Here is a 20,018-nt window from a genome sequence, read left to right as displayed (position 1 = left end):
TGCGCCTTATATTGCCATTGGTTGACCGTTTTCTGCCGTTCGACACTACCGCATTCCACTCACTGCCTGGCGTTTTAGGCGATGTAACGTAATACGCAAAGAAAACGATTAAGAAATACTCAGGTTATAGCTTGCCTTAGCGCATTCGATTCATTACAGTTACCTCTCGTAGATAACAGGAAGGTTACAAACGTTACAGTTCTGTAACCAACGGGAAGTCTAAAGAGGGTCCATGCTCCACTCAACGAAATCAGCTGGCAAGCACCGCAAGCAGTCCCCTAACAAGGGTCGCGTCGCAATGGTTGCCGTTGCCACTGGCGCCGTCTCCACTGCTGGGCTCTCTGGCGCTGCCGCAGCTGCGCTTCAGGGCGATGGCTCCCAGCAAGCTGGCAGCTACACCCTCGCCACAGACACCGACCAGCTCACGGCACTGACCGATGAGGCTGCGCCACAGATCCTCGCTATCGCGGAATACAAGCCGGTTGAGAACCTTGCGGATCAGCTCGTGAAGGCAGTCGCGCATTCCGAGGAGGTCGCACGCGCCGATGAAGCCGCTCGCGCACCGCTGGTTGTGAAGCCAGCTGAGGGTGTGTTCACCTCCGGTTTCGGCCCACGCTGGGGCTCTTTCCACTCTGGCGTCGACATCGCCAACGTGAATGGCACCCCAATCCTGGCCGTCATGGACGGCACCGTCATCGACTCCGGTCCGGCCCAGGGCTACGGTAATTGGATCCGCATCCGACACGAGGATGGCTCTGTCTCCGTATACGGCCACATGGATTCCCTCTACGCTTCCGTCGGTCAGGTTGTGCACGCCGGAGAACTCATCGCAGGTATGGGTAGCCAGGGCTTCTCGACAGGTTCCCACCTACACTTCGAGATTCATCCCGACGGCAACACCCCTGTTGACCCGGCGACGTGGCTCGCAGAGCGAGGTATTCAGCTCTAACCCCAAGGCTTCAAACCGTCGTGACTCGTACATGAGTTGCGACGGTTTTTCTTTTTCGACACACCAGCCGGGGGTACCGTCACCTACCCCCGCCATAAACCACATTGGCACCATTGTTCCCATCTGTCACATTCGTCACGGGCGCCCAGCCAGCGAGTTTGCGGTTATTCTAGAAGCATTCGAACATACTTATCCCTCTCTACCTGCAGTTACGCGTTGCCAAGCCTCCGGCCGGTGACTAAGTTTTGTCGCTGTATGTGGCTACAACGTGGCCACCCGGATATTTGTAGAAAAGGTTGCTTCTCCGTATGAATCGCACAGTACTTTCGGCACTTGCCGTCGCGACTGCGTCCATGCTCACTCTCACCGCTTCCCCTGCGAACGCTGTAGGTCTCACGCTGAACGGCGCTCCGATTGACCACAATCAGGCCGTGAAGGCTGTTGCGCAAGCAGCAGACACGATTCTGGATAGCGGTGCAACCCTGCGCGTCGGAGACTACTCACTCGTGTACGACCCGCGCGTCATTCAGGAAAACCTCGGTCTCTCCTTCCAGCAGGAAGGTGCGAACGGTGGCGTCCGCTACCAGCGTGGCCGCACCGCCGATGGCCGCACGGTCGTCACCCCGGCAACGGGGACGTTTACGTCCGGGTTCGGCCCACGCTGGGGCACCGTCCACCAAGGCATCGATATTGCGAACAACCTCGGCTCCCCGATCTACGCCGTGATGGATGGCACCGTCATCAACGCCGGCCCGGCCCAGGGCTTCGGCAACTGGGTCGTGATCAAGCACGACGGCGGCGAGGTCTCCGTTTACGGCCACATGGCGGTCTACAACGTCAGCGTCGGCCAACGCGTGACGGCCGGCCAGCAGATCGCGCAGATCGGCAACGAAGGCTTCTCCACCGGGCCGCACCTCCACTTCGAGATCCACCCAGATGGCGTGACACCAGTAGACCCTGTGCCGTGGTTCGCGCAGGCAGGTATCCGCATCCAGTAGTTAGAGCTTCTCCATCGGTACGCCGCCGATCAGCATCAGGCGGACTGTCCCGGAGGAACCAAAGTCAATCGTCACGGTTTCTCGCACTCCCGCACCATCAACGGCCAGTACGGTACCCAGCCCGTATTTTGCATGGTTGACCCGGTCCCCGACCGCCAGCTGCAGGTCCTTGTTCACCTTGGTCCTGCTGCTACCGCCGCGCGACTGCGACCGCCCAAACCCGTTGCTGCGGCTCCGGCCACCAGTTGACCACGGTGAATGCGAAGAGCCCGAAGAATACGTGGGCTCCTCACGCTTCCAATCGATGAGTTCCTGCGGAATCTCCCCAAGGAATCGGCTCGCCGGGTTTGTCACCGGGCTCCCCCATGAGGACCGCACCATCGCGCGCGTCAGGTAAAGGCGCTTGCGCGCACGGGTGATGCCGACATACGCCAGGCGACGCTCTTCGGCGAGCTCCGCCGGATCCCCCAAGGCGCGCAGGTGCGGGAACTGCCCGTCTTCCCACCCAGTCACAAACACGACGGGGAACTCAAGACCCTTTGCGGTGTGCAGCGTCATCAACGTGACTACGCCCTGATCGTTCTCAGGAAGCTGATCGGCGTCAGCGACGAGCGCCACCTTCTCCAGGAAGGCTTGTAGGGTTCCTGGCAGCGGTTCACCCTCGTCGAAGATCTCCGAAATTTCCTCGTCGCTTAGGTACGCCAGCTGCAGTGCAGACTCCGAGGAATACTCGCGCGCGACGGACACCAACTCGTTTAGGTTGTCCAAGCGCGTCGCGTCCTGTGGGTCGTTCGACTGCTCCAACTGCGCTTTGTACCCGGTGACGTCCAGAATCGTGGAGACCAGCTCCCCGAGGTCAGTGTTGCCAGCCTCTTCTCGCTGGTCCGCTGCCATTTCCTCGCGCAATTCATCCATCATGGTGACAAAACCATTGATGGCGTTCTTCGCGCGCGTACCCAGTGCGTCAATGCCTCCGTCGGCCGCCACCCGCAACGCTTGGCCGAAGCTCACCGAGTAGGTCTGCGCGTACAGCGCCACCGTGGACTGCGCCTTATCCCCGATGGCACGCTTTGGCTCGTTAATAATCCTGCGCAGGCTGACCGTATCGTCCGGGTTTTCTAGCGCCTTGAGGTAGGCCACGATATCGCGAACCTCTTTGCGCTCATAGAAGCGCGTGCCGCCTACCACCTTGTACGGGATCCCGGTGCGAATGAAGATGTCTTCCAACGCACGCGATGCATTGTTGGTGCGGTACATGATCGCGATGTCGGAGTAGGGCACTCCACTGTCTGTGAGCCGGTCGATCTCGCCAGCGATAAACCGAGCCTCGTCGTGCTCGTTGTCCGCGACGTAGCCGACGATCTGGTCGCCGGTGCCGTGGTCCGTCCACAGCTTCTTCGGGCGCCGACCGGTGTTCTGGGAAATCACCGCGTTGGCAGCGTCCAAGATGGTTTGCGTCGAGCGGTAGTTCTGCTCCAGCACGATGGTGGTTGCGTCGGGGTAGTCGCGCTCAAACTCCTCGATGTTGCGGATCGTCGCGCCACGGAACGCGTAAATCGACTGGTCGGAGTCGCCAACTACGGCAAGCTCAGAAGCCTCAGGCCCCTTGCCCACCAGGGTGTGGATGAGTTCGTACTGCGCATGGTTCGTGTCCTGGTACTCGTCCACGAGTACGTGGCGGAAGCGGCGTCGATAATAATCCGCAACCTGCGGGTGCTCCTTAAAAATCCGCACGACCTCCCCGATGAGGTCGTCGAAGTCGACAGCGTTCGCGGCGCGCAGGCGGCGCTGATACTCAACAAACACCTTGGCCACAGTGGAATCGAATGGGTTGTGGGTGCGCTGCGCGTCGTCGGCCGCCTGCTGTTCGTCGATGAGCTCGTTCTTGAGGTTCGAGATCGCATTCGCGAGCACCCGGGGTGAAAACTTCTTCAGGTCGAGATTGTTCTCTTTGGCAATCATCGAGAGCAGCCGGCGGGAATCGTCGGCGTCATAGATACTGAAGTTCGTGTTCAGCCCAGGAACGAGCTGGGCCTGCTGGCGGAGGATCCGCACACAAATCGAGTGAAAGGTTGCCACCCACATCCGCTCGGTCTGCGGCCCGATAAGCGCAGCGACGCGCTCCTTCATCTCCGCGGCAGCCTTGTTGGTAAATGTAATCGCCAGGACCTGCCAGGGCGCGACGCCTCGCTCCTGCAGTAGGAATGCGATGCGCCTGGTCAGCACTGCGGTTTTGCCGGACCCAGCGCCCGCGACAATCAGAAGAGGCGAGCCGCTGTGGCGCACGGCGGCTTCCTGTTGGGGGTTGAGTCCTAGCGTCAGATCATTCATGTCACACACCCTAACTCACACCCCGGACACAACCGCTGGAGCAGTGGCATAATGAGCAACCATGAGTGACTTCGAAATCCGCATGCCGTCCGGGACGGACGATCCGCTCTCCGATGCGGAGATCCAGCAGTACCGCAAAGAGATTGACCGCCTCGACCGTGTGATTTTGGACGCGATTAAGCGTCGCACCAAGGTGTCGAAGGCGATCGGCAAGACGCGGATGGGGTCAGGCGGCACAAAGCTTGTGCACACCCGCGAGGTCGCGATCATTAACCAATTCCGCGATGAGCTTGGGGAGGAAGGCCCGGCGCTGGCAAATATCTTGCTGCGCCTGGGACGCGGAAAGCTGGGCTAGCCCCAACAACGCACTCCCCAACTTTCGTAGTACCATATCAAGGCAGACAACCATCCGTTTCAAGGAGGAACTATGTCCGATATCACCGCCACGCCAGCCTGGTCTAACTTGGAGAAGCTCCACGCCTCCAAGGCTGATACGACCCTGCGCGAGCTCTTCGACCGCGACGCAGACCGCGCGAAGAAGCTCACCTTCGACGCAGCAGGGCTGCACGTTGACCTTTCCAAGCAGCTTATCGACGCCGACGTCGTCGATGCGCTCGTCTCCCTCGCAGAAACCGCACAGCTTCGCACCAAGATCGACGCGATGTTCGCGGGCGAGCACATCAACGACACCGAGGACCGCGCGGTGCTGCACACGGCGCTGCGCCTTCCGGTAGAGGCCAACCTTGAGGTCGACGGCCAAGACGTAGCGGCGGACGTGCATGAGGTGCTGGGCCGGATGCGTGACTTCGCATCGGCGCTTCGCTCCGGCGAATGGCTGGGCCACACCGGACACACCATTAAGAAGATCGTCAACATTGGTATTGGTGGTTCGGACCTGGGACCTGCGATGGCAACCAAGGCACTGCGCGCCTACGCAACCGCGGGCATTACCGCAGAGTTCGTCTCCAACGTCGACCCAGCGGACATCGCCGCAGTCCTCGACCGTTGCAACCCGGAAGAGACGCTGTTCGTCATCGCATCGAAGACGTTCACCACCCAGGAGACCCTGACCAACGCTCACGTGGCGAAGCGCTGGCTCATCGAGCAGTTCGACGGCGACGCCTCCGCTGTGGCGAAGCACTTCGTCGCAGTGTCTACGAACGCGGAAAAGGTCGCCGAGTTCGGCATCGATACCGCGAACATGTTCCCGTTCTGGAACTGGGTCGGCGGCCGCTACTCCATGGACTCCGCGATTGGCCTGAGCCTGATGGCCGTCATCGGACCGATGGACTTCATGCGCATGCTCGAGGGCTTCCACGCCATGGATGAGCACTTCCGCACCACCGAGTTCTCCCAGAACGTGCCGGTGCTGATGGGCCTGCTCAACGTCTGGTACCGCAACTTCTACAACGCCGAGACGCACGCCGTCCTGCCCTACTCCGAGGACCTTTCCCGCTTCCCTGCCTACCTGCAGCAGCTGACCATGGAGTCCAACGGCAAGTCCGTGCGCCACGACGGCACCGCGGTGACCTACAACACCGGCGAGATTTTCTGGGGCGAGCCAGGCACGAACGGCCAGCACGCATTCTTCCAGCTGCTGCACCAGGGCACCTCGCTCGTGCCGGCGGACTTCATCGGCTTCGCCACCCCGAAGGAAGACTTCCCGACCATGACCGGCGAAGGCTCCATACACGACCTGCTGATGGGCAACTTCTTCGCACAGACGAAGGTGCTCGCGTTCGGCAAGAACCAGGCCGCCATCGAGGCCGAGGGTGTCGACGCCACGCTGGCCCCGCACAAGGTCATGCCAGGCAACCGTCCGACCACGACCATCCTGGCCGAGGAGCTGACCCCGTTCACGCTCGGCGCACTCATCGCGCTCTACGAGCACATCGTGTTCACCGAAGGTGTGATTTGGGACATCAACTCGTTTGACCAGTGGGGCGTTGAGCTCGGCAAGCAGCAGGCAAACGACCTGGCCAAGGCCGTCGCGGGCGAGGAAACCCCAGCAACCGGCGATGCCTCCACCGACGCACTGATTGGCTGGTACCGCGAAAACCGTCGCTAGCGCTTGGTGCATCACTCCTTAGTAGGGCAAGATAGGCAGTTGTTTTACCTACAACTAAGGAGTGAACGTGCAAGCCATCATCGACTGGATCGTCAACCTGATGGAGCTTCTCGGTGCCCCCGGCGTCGGGATAGCGATTTTCCTGGAGAACGTCTTCCCGCCGATCCCCTCCGAGGTAGTGCTGCCGCTGGCCGGCTTCACGGTCGCGCAGGGCTCGCTGAGCTACCCGGCGGTGTTCATCTGGTCGGTGATGGGTTCCGTCGCGGGCGCATTCTTCCTCTACGGACTCGGTGCCTGGCTGGGCGCCGAGCGCCTGCGCGCAATCGCTGACTGGATGTGGTTGGTGAAGGCGTCGGACGTCGATAAGTCCCTCGAGTGGTTTGATAAGCACGGCCGATCCTCGGTCTTCTTCGGCCGCCTGATTCCGGGGGTGCGCTCCCTCATCTCGATTCCGGCAGGCCTGGATCGCATGAACCTCGCGATGTTCGCTCTGTGGACCGGGCTCGGCTCCGCGATCTGGAACGCAATCCTGATCACGCTCGGCATGTACCTCGGCGAAAAATGGGAGACCGTCTCCCATTACGTAGATACATACTCGAAGATCGTCTACGTCCTGCTGATCCTGATCATGCTCGGCTTCCTGGCATACTTCATCCGCCGCTCCAAAAAGGAGAAGGCGGCTGGCACTGAGGGCACCACCAAATAACTCGCTCTAAGTCTCCCGCTCCCCCGAGAAACCCCTTCTCGATGAGCGTGCCGCACCGCCGACACGGCTTGTTGTTCCTTCCAAATACGTAGCTGGTCTCCCCGGCGCGTTTGATCCCTGTGGTCACTCGCACCGGGGAGTCTTTGTTTGCCCACATGAGGCGCCGCGCGATCGCCACATGCTTTTCGACGTCCACTTCACCCACCGTGCGCGACGGGTGCGTACCAGCGATGAAGTGAATTTCTGCGCGGTACTCATTGCCGATGCCCGCGACGAAACGCTGATTGAGCAGCGCGCGCCCCATCTCAAGGTGCGGGTGCTCGCTGATCCTGCGTACGACCTCCTCCTGATCGAAGTTGGGCGCCAGCATGTCCGGGCCGAGGTAGCCCATCCGCTGCTGGTACTCGCGCGCGGGGAAGACGTCGACGAGGCCCAGCGAGTGTCCGACGAGCTCGATATCGGACTTCGGTGCGTCCGCGAAGCGCAGCACCACCCGGGCGGTGTGGCCGGGCTTGCGCCATCGGGTGCCCGCACGGTGGATCGCCCATGTGCCTTCCATTTTTAGGTGCGTGTGTAGCACTTGTGATTCGTGGCCTTCGCGGGAAAACTCCATGAAGAGGTGCTTGCCGTAGGGCCAGACGCGCTCGCAGGTCATGCCGGTGAAATCGACGGTGGCGAAGCGCGGCACGCGAACACTCGTGGCAGTGACTTCACGGTGTTGCATCCACTGCAGGCGCTTCGACAGCTGATAGACGGAATCCCCTTCAGGCATAGTGGTATCCATGTTCCGCTTCTTACAAAACCTTTTCAACTACGGTCCCACGCCGGAGGAGTCGCTCGTCGGGTTCTTCCCCGACATGGATGCCGCCACCGAGTGGGCGCGGGGTGTGCTGGCAGAGACCGGCACCGACCCCGAAACCGAGTTTGTTCGCGCCGTGAAAGACGTGCGCGTGGCGAACCCACGCATCGGCTTGGCCGCGGCAGCACACCTGGTCAAGCAACTGCTTTAGAATCTTTGTTCGACTCTCATTTTTTCATGTCTGACACGTCTGTATAGTCGCCCTTAGCTACTTGAAGGAGGGGACATGAACGACGTGACCAAGCTCGTTGACCAGGTCATTAACGGCCTGGATCAGCTGCGCACGCTTGTCGACGACCCCACTTCCCTCCCCCTTTCCGCCATCGCCGAAGATATCGCACGCCTCGAACACGCGATGGACAAGAAGGCCTACATCGACGCCGCCTTCGCGCAAGTCTGCGCTATCACCGATGCCGGAAAATTCGTCGGCGCCAACTATCCCGACGCCTACCTCATGGAGAAGCTAGGCATCTCCAAAGGTGAGGCATATAACCGGCTCGCGCGCGCCAAGGCGATGTTCGCTCCCGTGACGGAGCCGGACCGTGGCGATCTGTTCGACGTGGAGGAGGCGGAGCGCCGTCGCAAAGACCAAGAGCATGCCCGCCGCCACGCCGACGCGGTTCCGGCGGCCAAGCAAGACATCATCCGACGTGAAACCGACAGGCTGCTCAAGGCCGCCGAGGGCGAGCACATGAGCATTTACGCCCACGCCATGGAGGAAGCGAAGACCCGAGACGAGCAGGACCTGCGCCTCACGGTCAAGCGCCTGGTGGACAAGGCAAACAAACCACACGCGAAGAAGAACCCCAACGCGGGCTTTGAGAAGCGCGAGGCCACCCTGGGCAGGGAAAACTCCGATGGCACCTATTACGTGCGCCTGAACATGACAGCAGGCGATTACGCGCTCTACAAGGCGCTGACCGACAAGGGGCTTGCGCCAAACTCCAACATCCCGCCCGAACACCAGCAGGACCGCGACCCCCGCACCCGTGGCCAGCGCCGCTACGACCAATTCATGGCCATCATGCGCCAATACGAGCACGGCGAGCAGGCCACTCACGGTGGCGCAGCCTCCGTGGTGGTCTCAGTGACGCTCGACGACCTCGCCGACGCCGACGCCACCACACTGTTCCAAACCAACGTCGGCGTGGAGCTGGACGCCTTCGAACTCGTGCGCCTCGGCATGGACGGTACTTCTGACTTCCTGCTCACCGTCGACGGGCTCAGGCGCAAGCATACTTTTCGACGCCCGCTCCGCCGACCCACCCGCTGTTGTCTTCGCCCGCGACGTTGAGGCCGGCACAGTGCTCACCACGGCGGACGTGGAGCTTCGCAGGCTGCCGCCCTCTGTTGTTCCCGCGAACGCCTTGGGCAGTACAGACCTCGCCGTCGGACAGGTCCTCGCGGCTGGTGCATCCGCGAACGAAGTAGTTACCAACACCCGTCTTGTCGGACCGGACCTTAAAGCTTCGCTGATCGAAAGCGATGACGACCCGCACGACTTCACCATGGTTCCGGTCACGCTCGCGGAACCGGAACTCATCCCGATGCTGCATCACGGCGCCGGCGTAGACGTGGTCGCGCCAGGCCCGCGAGTTATTGCGCGTGGCGGAAGGGTGGTCACGACGAACGAGGAGGGGTCAATCCTGGTACTGCTGCGCAGTGTCGATGCAGCCAACGTTGCGGCCGCATCACTGACGGACCCGTTAACAGTTGTATTGACCACACGATAGTTTGTTGCCTATAGTTTTTAGGTCCAAATCCAAACCTTACAAAGGAGACCCTAATGCTTGAGGGCTTTAAGAACTTTATTCTGCGCGGCAACGTTATTGACCTCGCAGTCGGTGTTGTTATTGGTGCTGCGTTCACCGCAGTTGTTACCGCTTTCTCCGACAACATCATCAACCCGCTGATCGCTTCCGTCGGTGGCGCTGATTACTCCGGCCTTGGCTTCCACATCATTTCCGGCAACGACGCAACTTTCCTCGACTTCGGCGCGCTGATCACTGCAGCGATTAACTTCCTGCTGATCGCGGCAGTCGTCTACTTCGTGATCGTCGCTCCGATGAACAAGCTCGACGAGATGCAGAAGCATAAGCGCGGCATCCAGCCAGACGCCCCGGCTCCGACCGAGACCGAGCTGCTCACCGAAATCCGCGACCTGCTCTCCGAGAAGCCCGCGCAGCAGTAGTACTGCTATTCTCCGTAATGGGGTGGTCGCTCGTACTCATAAAAGGCTTTGCCTGTGAGTTCTGGCTCGCCGTCGCCGTCGATATCGACGCTGCGCCCGGCATCATAGCCCGTCCGCCCAGAAGCCGCGTCACCAAATAGTTGCGTGCGTTCAGGACTACGGTCGTACTCTGCTTCCGACCGTCGCTCCACGCGCCTCCGCTGGTGGCGCGGCTTTTTCATGCTCGCCATCGTTCCTGATTACGCCTGTACGGAGTAGGTATTCAGCTCGCCGATCAGGTGCTGGACTAGTGGTGCGATCGTCGATACGCCGTCGCGTATCGCTTGGCGGCTTGCGGCGAGGTTTACCACGACGGTCGAACCAGAGACGCCACACACACCGCGCGACGTGCAGGCATCCACCGCTCCACACGCCTGGCCCGACGAACGAACCGCCTGCGCTACACCGGGCACGTTCTTGTCGATCACGGCCTTCGTCGCCTCTGGCGCCGTATCACGTGGCCCGACGCCAGTGCCACCGACGGTCAGCACCAGGTCAACCCCACCAACGACACCGGTTTCGATCGCTTTGCGGATCTCCGCCTCGCTCGAATTGACGTGCACCACCGCGTCAACGGTAAACCCGAACTCGCTGAGCAACTCGACGAGCATGTCACCCGTGGTATCCCCTTCTGAGCTGTATCGGCGGTCCCCAACCAGCACTGCGATGGCCGCAGGAGGCGTCGGAGTCTGCTCGGCGAGCTCTGCGGCCTTCAGCGATGCTTCGTCGGGCTCCCCAACCGTGTCAAGCAATACTTCTGTCGTTGGCATGCCAGGTCTCCTGTCGTGTCGTTGCGAAATCGCACAGTTTCATTTTCATTGTTTGCTTCAAAACTTACCCGTTGCTCAGGGTTACATCTACGGAATGAGGAGCTTCTTCTCCCTCCCGCAAGACTTCAAGCTGAACGACCTGCCCGAAGTCCTTCGACCGCGTCGCCGCAATCAACGCATCCGCTGAATCAATCAGCCGACCGTCCAGCTTGGTAATCACATCACCTTCTCGGATACCGGCCTTTTCTGCTGGACTACCAGGCTCAACTCCGGCGACCACGGCGCCGTCGATACGAGTGCCGCGAATCGAAACGCGGACGCCCAACATCGGCTGCGACGCCTTGCCGGTTTCAATGAGCTGCTGCGCGACACGCTTGGCAAAATTCGACGGAATCGCGAACCCGAGACCAATCGAGCCCGACGACTGCTCGCCACCAAAGCCGCCCGCCGAGAGCGAAGCAATAGCCGAGTTCATCCCGATCAGGTGCCCCTGCATATCCACGAGCGGGCCACCCGAGTTACCGGGGTTAATCGCAGCGTCTGTCTGCAGCCCGTCCATCAACGAGCTCTCCCCACCGCCCTGGGCCGCACGCACCGGGCGGTTCTTCGCCGAGATGATGCCACTGGTTACAGTCGCCGAGAGCCCAAGTGGAGAACCAACTGCGACAACCTGCTGGCCAACCTTCAGCTCGTCCGAGTTGCCGAAGTCAAGCACAGGGAGATTTTCGACGCCATCAACCTTCAGCACGCCAATATCAGTGTTGACGTCCGACGCTACAAACGTAGCCGAGTGCTTCGAGCCGTCGTTGAACACCACCTGAATCTCGGACCGTTCGGTCGCCGCAGCGCCGATCACGTGGTGGTTCGTCAAAATGTAGCCGTCGGAGGAAATAATCGACCCCGACCCTTCCGCGATACCATTCGGCGTCGCCACAGTGATGGATACAACCGAAGGCAGCACTGCGGCCGCAACCTGCTCAACGGAGCCATCAGGCGCAGTCTCTGGCGATGCGAGGCTCGGGTTCTCAAGTGCGTTGTAGTGCTGCTGTTCGCCGTTATCGTTCGCAGCGACGACTGCGTACCCGGCGCCGGCGCCGGCCAACAGCGAAAGCACTACGGAGCACGCCACTGTAGCCGCCCCCAGCCCACGCCGCTGCTTTTGCTGCGGTGCAGACTGCACGAATGCGGTTTCCGGGGAGGCCTCCTGTGGATAGGAGGCCTCGTACGGGTTTTGTTGTGGCGTATTTGATTGTGGTGAATACGGGTTCGTCATGTGCAGTAGTATGCACGACGCCACTGTGGTAGCACTAAAAAGTAAACTCGTTCTCTCGCAATGTTTCCTGAATGTTCACTGTGTTAGCTGAGCTGGGATTTGTTCGGCAATCGCGGAATTTCGATGCCTTCTTCTTCCAGATAAAAATCCTCATCAGCATCCGGAGCCTTCCCCGGGAAGACCACACGGAAGCGCGCCCCGTGGTCATCCGACTCCTCCACGAAGATCCGGGCACCATGCCGGTCCATCACCTGCTTGACGATCGCAAGCCCCAAGCCCGAACCAGGCATCGAACGCGACTCCGCCGAACGGTAGAAGCGCTCAAAAACCCGCTCACGTTCCTCCGGAGCAATGCCCGGGCCGGAATCGTCGACAACCAACACTGCGTACTTCTTCGCTGCCTTCAACGAAATCCTTACCGTTCCGCCTTCCGGCGACCACTTGGCCGCGTTGTCGATCAGGTTCAGCGGAGCGCGGCCCATCGCGAACCGATCACCCATAATCAGCCACGGGTCAGCGTTGAACTGGAACGTAACGTCAGGTCGGCGACGCTCAACACGCCGCACAGCCTCCTCCAGGATCACATCCAGGCGGATCTCCTCAAACTCAACGTTCGAGGAATCCTCCCGCGCGAGATCCACCAGGTCTCCGATCAGCGTCGACATTTCTGTCATCTGCGCCAGCACATCCCGCTCAAGATCGGCGCGGTCCTCCGCACTAATCTGATCCTGCCGATCAGCGGAGTACATCATCATGAGCAGCTCAATATTGGTACGCATGGAGGTCAGCGGCGTTTTCAGCTCGTGGCCGGCGTCGGCAACAAGCTGTGCCTGCCTGGTGCGCGAATCCTGCAGCGAAGCCATCATGTCATTAAACGCGTTCGTAATACGCGCCATCTCATCATGGCCCTGCACCGGAAGCGGCTTCAGCTCCTTCGTCCTGGTCACTTCCTTCAGTGCAAGGTGCAATTTACGCAGCGGGCGCATACCGGAACTCGAAACCAGGAACGCCACCAGCGTCGACACTATCCAGCCCAAGCTGAGCAGCACCAACAGCGCCGCGGCAATACTGCGCTGCAGCTGACGCGTCGGGTCGACCGCCTTCGACAGGGCCACGACTGTTCCATCATCCAGCCTTGTAACCAGCACACGGTTACCGTGCAGGGTGCGTGCGGAGACGTCCGCTCCGTAGTTCATTCGAGCAAAGTCCCCACCCACGGGAATTTCATCTCCCACGAACCGGTTCGACTCCGCGCGTGAAGCCGTGGCGAGGATGTGAGGGTTGCGGCGTCGAAAAGTCTCGACCTCAGCCGCCAGCTCCTCATCGCTGGACATTTCCTGCGAGTCGTACGCGAGCATCGCGCCCTGCGTGCGCAGATCGTTGTCCATCATGCCGATAATCGACGTCGACGACGCCCAGTAGCTCACCGATGCCGTGACCAAAATCGTAAGGGCCACGAGCACGCCTGTCAGCACCGCAAGCTGCTGGCGAAGCGTCATCTCCGACCCGAGGTACGCACCACGAATATAGGTATCGAACAGGATCGTCGGCAGGTTCGGACGCGGGGGTTCCAGATCCTGCTCGGCTGCCGACACTTGGCGATCCACCCCCTCAAGGGACATGCCCGTAGTGCGCTCAAAGTGATCCGCCGACTGGCGCAAAATCACAGTGCAGTCTCCCGAAGCACGTAGCCAACCCCACGGACCGTATGGATCAGGCGAGGCTCCCCGCCCGCCTCAGTTTTCTTACGGAGGTACCCGATGTAGACCTCCAAGGCGTTGCCGGACGTCGGGAAGTCGTATCCCCACACCTCTTCAAGAATCTGCTGGCGCGACAGCACCTTGCGTGGGTTCTCAATCAAAACGAGAAGGAGCGCGAACTCGGTACGGGTCAAGGAAATAGCGCGGTCGCCGCGGAAGACGTCGCGGGTATCGGTCTCTACAGACAAGTCCTCAAACTCGTACTTTGTTTTCGGAGCAGACTGCGACTGGATGGCGTCTGCCTGAGCGCGGCGCAGCAGCGAGCGTACGCGTGCCAACAGCTCCTCAAGCGCGAAAGGCTTCGGCAGGTAGTCATCAGCGCCGGCATCCAAGCCCGCCACACGGTCCGCGACTCCATCTCGCGCTGTAAGCATCAGCACAGGACGATCGTATCCCGAGGAGCGCAATGTGCGGCACACGTCGAGCCCATCGATCTTCGGCATCATCACGTCCAGAATCGTCAGATCGGGCTGTTCGTCACGGATGACGTCGAGCGCCTCTTCGCCGTCGGAAGCAAGCAGTACATCATACCCGTTGAAGCGAAGGGAACGCCGCAGGGATTCACGAACGGCTTGCTCATCATCGGCAACAAGAATCTTCATACGCCCATTATTGCCTATCTGAGAGACTTTTAACACCGGACTGTCAGAAAGATGAAAAAGCCGGGCCCGTTGGGCCCGGCGAACGCTTATAGTAAGGCGCTTTTAGAACTGCTCGACGTCAATCAAGCCAGCCTGTGCAGCCTTGAGCAGGCGACGTGGGATACGTACTTCCTGGCCGTCAACCTTCGCGGTGATCAGCGGCGCATTGTCAGCCTTCCACTGCGAACGACGCATACGGGTGTTCGCGCGGGACTTCTTAAACTTAGGGGTTGCCATTGTTGTTTCTCCTTACGCCCTATTTTGCGGTCTTCTTCTTGCGGCGAGCCATACCGCCGAAGCGCTGGTTGAACTTCTCAACGCGGCCAGCGGTGTCCATGAGACGCTGTGCGCCGGTCCAGAACGGGTGGGACTCAGCGGTCACATCAACGACGATGAGCGGGTACTCGTTGCCGTCTTCCCAGGTATCGGTGCGGTCGGAGGTCTTGGTGGAGCGCGTCAGGAACTTGTGGCCCGTGTTCGCGTCCTGGAAGATTACCGGGTGGTAATCCGGATGGATATCCTTTTTCATATGTGAGTTCGTCTCCCTCAGGATTGATACTTCAGGTCGGTTCCCCACTTGGGGATCGTGCCTGAGTTGGGTGCGAATGATTCATGTCCGCCCAGCTGTTCACTGGACAACTTTGCACATATTACAGGGTGAATCCGGTTTTACATAATCAAGTTCCACCAACGCCACCGACAAACAACCGGTAGGTGTGCGAAATAGAATTATGCATTTCCTTGCTGGACGTGTATTGTTGACTCTCGCTGTTGTCGAAGTACACGTATACGCCTACGTCAACCGATTACTCAGATACTTTGTCGCGGACCCTCACTCCGCATTTCCGTATCTAACTTTTCAGTGATCAGTGCGTGGGCGGCAGAAGAGAAAGAAGTCAACCCATGTCGGCACATTGCCAGGTCACGGGACGGAAGCCACAGTTCGGCAAGACCGTCTCCCACTCGCACCGCCGCCACTCGCGTCGTTGGAACCCCAACGTACAGAAGCGCCGGTTCTACCTGCCCTCCGAGGGCCGTACCATCACTCTGACCGTTTCCACGAAGGGTCTGAAGGTCATCGACCGCGACGGAATTGAGTCCGTCGTCGCTAAGATCCGTGCACGAGGTGAGAAGATCTAATGGCACGCAACGATATTCGCCCGATCATCAAGCTGAAGAGCACTGCGGGCACAGGTTTCACCTATGTAACCCGTAAGAACAAGCGCAACAACCCAGATCGCATCTCCCTAAAGAAGTACGATCCGGTTGTTCGCAAGCACGTCGAATTCCGCGAGGAGCGATAAGTCATGGCTAAAAAGTCCAAGATCGCCAAGAACGAAAAGCGCAAGGAGATCGTCGCTCGCTACGCTGAGCGTCGTAACGAGCTGAAGGCAATCATCCGCAACCCGGAGACCTCTGACGAGGACCGTCTGGACGCTCAGTTTGAGCTGAACCGCCAGCCTCGCGACGCCTCCCCTGTTCGCGTGCGCAACCGCGACTCCCGCGATGGTCGCCCACGTGGTTACCTCCGTAAGTTCGGTATTTCCCGTGTCCGTATGCGCGAGATGGCTCACCGCGGTGAGCTGCCTGGCGTCCGTAAGTCTTCGTGGTAAGGAGGATGACCAATGAAGCGCAATAATAACCATCGCAAGGCGCGCATGGAGCAGTCCCGCCGCCCGAAGAAGAACCCGTTGAAGGCCAAGGGCATCGAGAAGGTCGACTACAAGGACCTCGACACCCTTCGTCTGTTCATCTCTGATCGTCACAAGATCCGTTCCCGCCGTGTTACCGGTCTTTCCCCACAGCAGCAGCGTGAAGTTGCTACTGCGGTGAAGAACGCACGCGAGATGGCTCTTCTGCCGTTCACCAGCCGCTAAAGTTCGGTTGACGATAACAGCGTAGAGTCTTTCGACGAACTCCCGCCCCTGGTCTCCAGGCGCGGGAGTTTTTTCATGCCCTGTTGAAGCTGACGCACGGCACGACAAAAGGCCCCCACGACCGTGGGGGCCTTCAGTATGTCTCGGGTTAGGCGATACTAGTGCGCAAAGTGGCGCGTACCGGTCACGTACATTGCGACGCCAGCGTCTTCTGCGGCCTTAATGACTTCCTCGTCGCGGATGGAACCACCAGGCTGCACGACGGCACGCACTCCGGCGTCCGCGAGGATCTGGAATCCATCTGCGAATGGGAAGAACGCGTCGGAGGCGGCGACGGCACCGTTGGTACGGTTGCGGCCCTCGTCGAGCGAGTTAGCGCGGTCGACGGCCAGCTTCGCCGAATCGACGCGGTTGACCTGCCCCATGCCGATGCCGACGGTAGCGCCGTCGTGCGCAACGAGGATTGCGTTCGACTTCACGCAGCGTACTGCACGCCACGCGAACACGAGGTCCGACATGGTTGCGTCGTCGACGGCTTCGCCTGCCACTAGCTTCCAGTTTTCTGGGTTATCGCCCTCGGCCTGGAACGCGTCGCGCTCCTGGAGAAGGAAGCCGCCGGAAATCTGCTTGATCTCTTCGGTGTCTTGGCCTGGCTCCACTTCGAGGATGCGAAGGTTCTTCTTGGTCTGCAGCAGCTCGAGCGCATCCGGCGCGTAGGAAGGCGCGATGATGACCTCGGTAAAGATTGGCTTGACCTGCTCGGCAAGCTCGAGCGTGACCTCGCGGTTCGTTGCAATGACGCCGCCGTACGCCGATACAGGATCGCAGGCGTGCGCCTTTCGGTGCGCGTCAGCGATGGATACCTCAGATATTGCGACGCCGCACGGATTGGCGTGCTTGATGATTGCGACGCACGGTTCTTCGTGGTCCCAGGCTGCGCGCCACGCGGCGTCGGCATCCTGGTAGTTGTTGTAGCTCATTTCCTTGCCGCCGTACTGAGTGGCGTCGGCAAGGCCCCAGCCCTCGTTGATGACGCTTGCCGCTTGGTGCGGGTTCTCACCGTAGCGCAGCGCACCGTCCTCGTCGTCGTCGAGCTGCTCCGCAAACCAGTCTGCAACGGCGGCGTCGTACTCTGCGGTGTGCGCGAACGCTGCAGCCGCCAGTTCGCGGCGCTGCTCGAGGGTGAATCCACCCTGCTCGACTGCTTCTTGCGCCAGCTGGTACTGGTCCGGGGAGGTCAGGATCGCCACTGATGGGTGGTTCTTCGCTGCTGCGCGGACCATGGAAGGACCGCCGATGTCGATCTGCTCGACGCATTCATCGAACTCCGCGCCGGACGCAACCGTTTCCTCGAATGGGTACAGGTTGACCACAACGAGCTCGAACGGTGCAACTCCGAGTTCCTCGAGCTGTTGCTTGTGGCTGTCCTTGCGGAGGTCTGCCAGGATGCCTGCGTGCACGTGTGGATGCAGCGTCTTCACGCGGCCTTCAAGTACCTCTGGAAATCCGGTGACTTCCGATACTTCGGTGACGGGCACACCGCTTGCGGCGATCTTTTTAGCAGTCGAACCAGTAGAGACAATTTCCACACCGGCCGAGTGGAGCGCCTTGGCAAGCGGCTCAAGATCGGTCTTGTCGTACACGCTCACGAGCGCTCGACGAATAGGTGTGCGTTCGTTGTTCATTCGAAAGTGACCTTTCCTTCATGTATCGAAGCAGTAGCTAGTAGCTCAGTAACCTGACGGCGCTCTTCTTGCTTAATCCGTTCGTGCAGCGAGGACTCCGTATCCCCTGGCTGCACCAGCACGGGGCGCTGCGCAATGATGCGGCCTGTGTCCATCCCGTCGTCAACAAAGTGGACGGTGCAGCCAGTGACCTTGACGCCGTAAGCGAGGGCGTCGCGCACCGCGTGCGCTCCTGGGAAAGCAGGCAAGAGCGAAGGGTGAGTGTTAATTGTTTTACCTTCGTAGACATCCAAGAATGGGCGCCCCAAAATGCGCATAAACCCTGCGGAAACAACAAGGTCCGGGCTGCAACTAGAGACGGTTTCCGCAAGGTGGGCATTCCACGCGTCGCGGTCCTTTTCCATTTCTACGATTGCAGTCGGGATGCCTGCGTTCTTCGCCCTCTCGATTGCCGGACACACTTGGTCCGCAACAACTAGGTCAACACGGTATGCACAAGGGTGGGCGTCCTGGTAGTCCATAATCGCCCGCAAGAGCGTTCCAGTACCAGAAACAAGGACGGCCACAGATAAAGCTTTATCAGCACTCACGGTTCATCAGTGTAGTCATTCTTCTTCCGCGTGTGAGCGGTTCAAGAAAGTTCGCACAAACCGCACAAGCCACACCAATCCGCCCACGCCGACGGTCCATATAAAGAGGAAAAGCACTGCGGAAGCTAGGTCAGCGCCAACGACGCCGTACGCCCCCGCGTGCCCACGCGCGAGTAGGAGGCAGACGGCGAACATCGCTGCACTCCACGAGCCAATGGCGGCGACTTCTACCATCGTTGACGTCCGCCGCACGAAGAACGCGCACAGGATGGTCACGGGCACGACGAGGAGGACGGCTGCCCACGGCGCGACTGTCGCAGGGATTGTCGCGAAGAGTGGGAACGGGGGTAAGGGGACGGAGAGGACGTCGAAAAGCGACACTTCCCCACTGCCGACGTGGAAGGAACCGCCGAGAAGCACTGCGAGCGTGCCCACGACAGCATTCGGAAGGTACAAGATGCTCAGGAGGAGCAGCATGATGGCGCTCCCCCACCCGGAGTTGGGGTATGCCGCGTAGGCTTCGCCAATGCTCTGGTAGCGCGCGGCGAGCACGAGGAGCAGCACAAGTCCGCTCCCCGCGCATAGAAAGAGGAGAAGCAGGCTCGCAGCGCGGGCCGTATCGACGGCCACCACCGGCACACGGACCGTGGTGGCGAGGGCCTGCCAAAGCACATGCCGAATACCAAAGAGGAAGCCGATGAGATGGATGCAAGGCGGTAGCACTAGCGCTTGCCATGCGGGTGGTGGTTCTATCGCGAAGACTGCGGAGGCGTCAGCCACCATGAACAGCGCCATCGCGCTTGCAAGCAGCGGCAGCACAATCACCAGGCCAGCGATCACCGCGAGATCCAAGATGCTGACCTGCTTCGCGGTTGCGGCACGTACTCGCCACGCCATGAGGGCGGCGATCCCAATGGCTGGAAGCAGCGGCACCTGAGACAAGTACACGCCGTCGATCGTGAGGGATACTCCGTGAAGGGCAAACCATGTTTGCCCGATTGCGGCGGGCAGGTACGCAGTCTTCCATCCACCAATCAGGAGCGTCGCGGCGCAGACTGCAACGATGCCAAGGATGACATCGAGCGTCGGGATACCTATATAAGGGAGGTACGTCCGAATACGCGTCTTCCAGGTGCGCTCCTCCGGCGGAACGGTGTCGGCATCAGGCTTTCTTTTCGACGCCCACTTCGCACCGCGCCGTGCATTACTCAGGAAACCGCGACCGCTGCCCCGCGAGGAGCGGTCCACCGGTGATGATTGAGGTCTTGTTTTCTTCGACAT

25 protein-coding genes are annotated in these 20,018 nt (G+C 60.3%); 13 read left to right on the top strand and 12 right to left on the bottom strand.

Annotation, left to right across the window (positions count from 1 at the left end; translation table 11 throughout):
* The first annotated feature begins 232 nt into the window (after positions 1-232).
* Both ACXIUA_RS07185 and ACXIUA_RS07180 read left to right on the top strand, forming a co-directional pair.
* Positions 233-949, top strand: a complete 717-nt coding sequence (locus ACXIUA_RS07185; protein WP_457976464.1) for a M23 family metallopeptidase — start codon at positions 233-235, stop codon at positions 947-949.
* 308 nt (positions 950-1,257) lie between these two features.
* A complete protein-coding gene (locus ACXIUA_RS07180) occupies positions 1,258-1,947 on the top strand; it encodes a M23 family metallopeptidase (protein ID WP_070976111.1) in 690 nt (229 codons plus the stop codon).
* On the opposite strand, the gene pcrA is transcribed toward ACXIUA_RS07180, so the two are convergent.
* Positions 1,948-4,278, bottom strand: coding sequence for a DNA helicase PcrA (gene pcrA, locus ACXIUA_RS07175; protein WP_320072563.1), 2,331 nt, complete (start codon positions 4,276-4,278; stop codon positions 1,948-1,950).
* Positions 4,279-4,339: 61 nt separating this feature from the next.
* On the opposite strand from pcrA, the gene ACXIUA_RS07170 reads away from it, so the two are divergent.
* The 3 genes from ACXIUA_RS07170 (at position 4,340) to ACXIUA_RS07160 (ending at position 7,052) form a co-directional block, all read left to right on the top strand.
* Positions 4,340-4,633: a chorismate mutase gene (locus tag ACXIUA_RS07170; RefSeq protein WP_070362837.1), complete on the top strand. Its 294-nt coding sequence runs from the start codon at positions 4,340-4,342 to the stop codon at positions 4,631-4,633.
* A gap of 72 nt (positions 4,634-4,705) precedes the next feature.
* The gene (gene pgi / locus ACXIUA_RS07165) at positions 4,706-6,346 is read left to right on the top strand and encodes a glucose-6-phosphate isomerase (RefSeq protein WP_457976463.1); all 1,641 of its coding nucleotides are present in this window, start codon (positions 4,706-4,708) and stop codon (positions 6,344-6,346) included.
* Between the two features lie 67 nt (positions 6,347-6,413).
* Positions 6,414-7,052, top strand: coding sequence for a DedA family protein (locus ACXIUA_RS07160; protein WP_457976462.1), 639 nt, complete (start codon positions 6,414-6,416; stop codon positions 7,050-7,052).
* Here the strand turns inward: ACXIUA_RS07160 and ACXIUA_RS07155 are convergent.
* The gene (locus tag ACXIUA_RS07155; protein WP_457976465.1) at positions 6,997-7,824 is read right to left on the bottom strand and encodes a DNA-formamidopyrimidine glycosylase family protein; all 828 of its coding nucleotides are present in this window, start codon (positions 7,822-7,824) and stop codon (positions 6,997-6,999) included. The genes ACXIUA_RS07160 and ACXIUA_RS07155 overlap by 56 nt on opposite strands.
* A gap of 10 nt (positions 7,825-7,834) precedes the next feature.
* On the opposite strand from ACXIUA_RS07155, the gene ACXIUA_RS07150 reads away from it, so the two are divergent.
* The 4 genes from ACXIUA_RS07150 (at position 7,835) to mscL (ending at position 10,102) form a co-directional block, all read left to right on the top strand.
* The gene (locus ACXIUA_RS07150) at positions 7,835-8,062 is read left to right on the top strand and encodes a hypothetical protein (RefSeq protein ID WP_457976461.1); all 228 of its coding nucleotides are present in this window, start codon (positions 7,835-7,837) and stop codon (positions 8,060-8,062) included.
* Positions 8,063-8,137: 75 nt separating this feature from the next.
* On the top strand, positions 8,138-9,205 hold the full coding sequence (locus ACXIUA_RS07145) for a DUF222 domain-containing protein (protein WP_457976460.1): 1,068 nt from the start codon (positions 8,138-8,140) through the stop codon (positions 9,203-9,205).
* A 10-nt stretch (positions 9,206-9,215) separates the two neighbouring features.
* A complete protein-coding gene (locus ACXIUA_RS07140; protein ID WP_457976459.1) occupies positions 9,216-9,644 on the top strand; it encodes an SAF domain-containing protein in 429 nt (142 codons plus the stop codon).
* 53 nt (positions 9,645-9,697) lie between these two features.
* The gene (gene mscL / locus ACXIUA_RS07135) at positions 9,698-10,102 is read left to right on the top strand and encodes a large-conductance mechanosensitive channel protein MscL (protein WP_070362822.1); all 405 of its coding nucleotides are present in this window, start codon (positions 9,698-9,700) and stop codon (positions 10,100-10,102) included.
* 5 nt (positions 10,103-10,107) lie between these two features.
* Here mscL and ACXIUA_RS07130 read toward each other — a convergent pair whose 3' ends face one another.
* The 7 genes from ACXIUA_RS07130 to ACXIUA_RS07100 all read right to left on the bottom strand — a co-directional run bounded on the left by ACXIUA_RS07130 (position 10,108) and on the right by ACXIUA_RS07100 (position 15,114).
* Positions 10,108-10,332 (bottom strand): hypothetical protein, encoded by a 225-nt coding sequence (locus tag ACXIUA_RS07130; protein WP_070479250.1) that lies wholly within the window; start codon positions 10,330-10,332, stop codon positions 10,108-10,110.
* 9 nt (positions 10,333-10,341) lie between these two features.
* Complete coding sequence (locus ACXIUA_RS07125; protein WP_070362823.1) at positions 10,342-10,911, bottom strand: MogA/MoaB family molybdenum cofactor biosynthesis protein; 570 nt, start codon at positions 10,909-10,911, stop codon at positions 10,342-10,344.
* Between the two features lie 64 nt (positions 10,912-10,975).
* Entirely contained in the window at positions 10,976-12,184 is a 1,209-nt protein-coding gene (locus ACXIUA_RS07120; protein WP_083290956.1) for a S1C family serine protease, read from the bottom strand.
* 83 nt (positions 12,185-12,267) lie between these two features.
* Positions 12,268-13,851, bottom strand: a complete 1,584-nt coding sequence (locus ACXIUA_RS07115) for a HAMP domain-containing sensor histidine kinase (protein WP_070479248.1) — start codon at positions 13,849-13,851, stop codon at positions 12,268-12,270.
* Positions 13,848-14,546 (bottom strand): response regulator transcription factor, encoded by a 699-nt coding sequence (locus ACXIUA_RS07110; RefSeq protein ID WP_070362825.1) that lies wholly within the window; start codon positions 14,544-14,546, stop codon positions 13,848-13,850. Before ACXIUA_RS07110 ends, ACXIUA_RS07115 begins: the two co-directional genes overlap by 4 nt.
* 102 nt (positions 14,547-14,648) lie before the next feature.
* Positions 14,649-14,822, bottom strand: coding sequence for a 50S ribosomal protein L32 (gene rpmF / locus ACXIUA_RS07105; RefSeq protein ID WP_070362826.1), 174 nt, complete (start codon positions 14,820-14,822; stop codon positions 14,649-14,651).
* A gap of 19 nt (positions 14,823-14,841) precedes the next feature.
* Positions 14,842-15,114 carry a type B 50S ribosomal protein L31 gene (locus tag ACXIUA_RS07100; protein ID WP_038589209.1) on the bottom strand — a complete coding sequence of 91 codons (273 nt, stop codon included), beginning with the start codon at positions 15,112-15,114 and terminating at the stop codon, positions 14,842-14,844.
* Positions 15,115-15,488: 374 nt separating this feature from the next.
* On the opposite strand from ACXIUA_RS07100, the gene rpmB reads away from it, so the two are divergent.
* The 4 genes from rpmB to rpsR are packed head-to-tail and all read left to right on the top strand — an operon-like array spanning position 15,489 to position 16,462.
* On the top strand, positions 15,489-15,725 hold the full coding sequence (gene rpmB / locus ACXIUA_RS07095) for a 50S ribosomal protein L28 (RefSeq protein ID WP_070362827.1): 237 nt from the start codon (positions 15,489-15,491) through the stop codon (positions 15,723-15,725).
* On the top strand, positions 15,725-15,889 hold the full coding sequence (gene rpmG / locus ACXIUA_RS07090; protein ID WP_070362828.1) for a 50S ribosomal protein L33: 165 nt from the start codon (positions 15,725-15,727) through the stop codon (positions 15,887-15,889). The genes rpmB and rpmG overlap by 1 nt, the downstream gene beginning before the upstream one ends.
* Positions 15,890-15,892: 3 nt before the next feature.
* On the top strand, positions 15,893-16,198 hold the full coding sequence (gene rpsN / locus ACXIUA_RS07085) for a 30S ribosomal protein S14 (protein WP_070362829.1): 306 nt from the start codon (positions 15,893-15,895) through the stop codon (positions 16,196-16,198).
* A 12-nt stretch (positions 16,199-16,210) separates the two neighbouring features.
* A complete protein-coding gene (rpsR, locus tag ACXIUA_RS07080) occupies positions 16,211-16,462 on the top strand; it encodes a 30S ribosomal protein S18 (protein ID WP_070362830.1) in 252 nt (83 codons plus the stop codon).
* 158 nt (positions 16,463-16,620) lie between these two features.
* Here rpsR and purH read toward each other — a convergent pair whose 3' ends face one another.
* The 3 genes from purH to ACXIUA_RS07065 form a co-directional block, all read right to left on the bottom strand.
* On the bottom strand, positions 16,621-18,147 hold the full coding sequence (gene purH / locus ACXIUA_RS07075) for a bifunctional phosphoribosylaminoimidazolecarboxamide formyltransferase/IMP cyclohydrolase (protein WP_457976458.1): 1,527 nt from the start codon (positions 18,145-18,147) through the stop codon (positions 16,621-16,623).
* On the bottom strand, positions 18,144-18,737 hold the full coding sequence (gene purN / locus ACXIUA_RS07070) for a phosphoribosylglycinamide formyltransferase (RefSeq protein ID WP_070479243.1): 594 nt from the start codon (positions 18,735-18,737) through the stop codon (positions 18,144-18,146). The genes purH and purN overlap by 4 nt, the downstream gene beginning before the upstream one ends.
* Before the next feature lie 15 nt (positions 18,738-18,752).
* The coding region (locus ACXIUA_RS07065; protein WP_457976457.1) for a cell division protein PerM at positions 18,753-20,018 on the bottom strand (1,266 nt) is incomplete at its 5' end.

The sequence above is a fragment of the Corynebacterium sp. UMB8791 genome (assembly GCF_054166365.1).
Note: the sequence above shows the minus strand (reverse complement) of the source record. Positions and strands in the feature narration are given on the sequence as shown.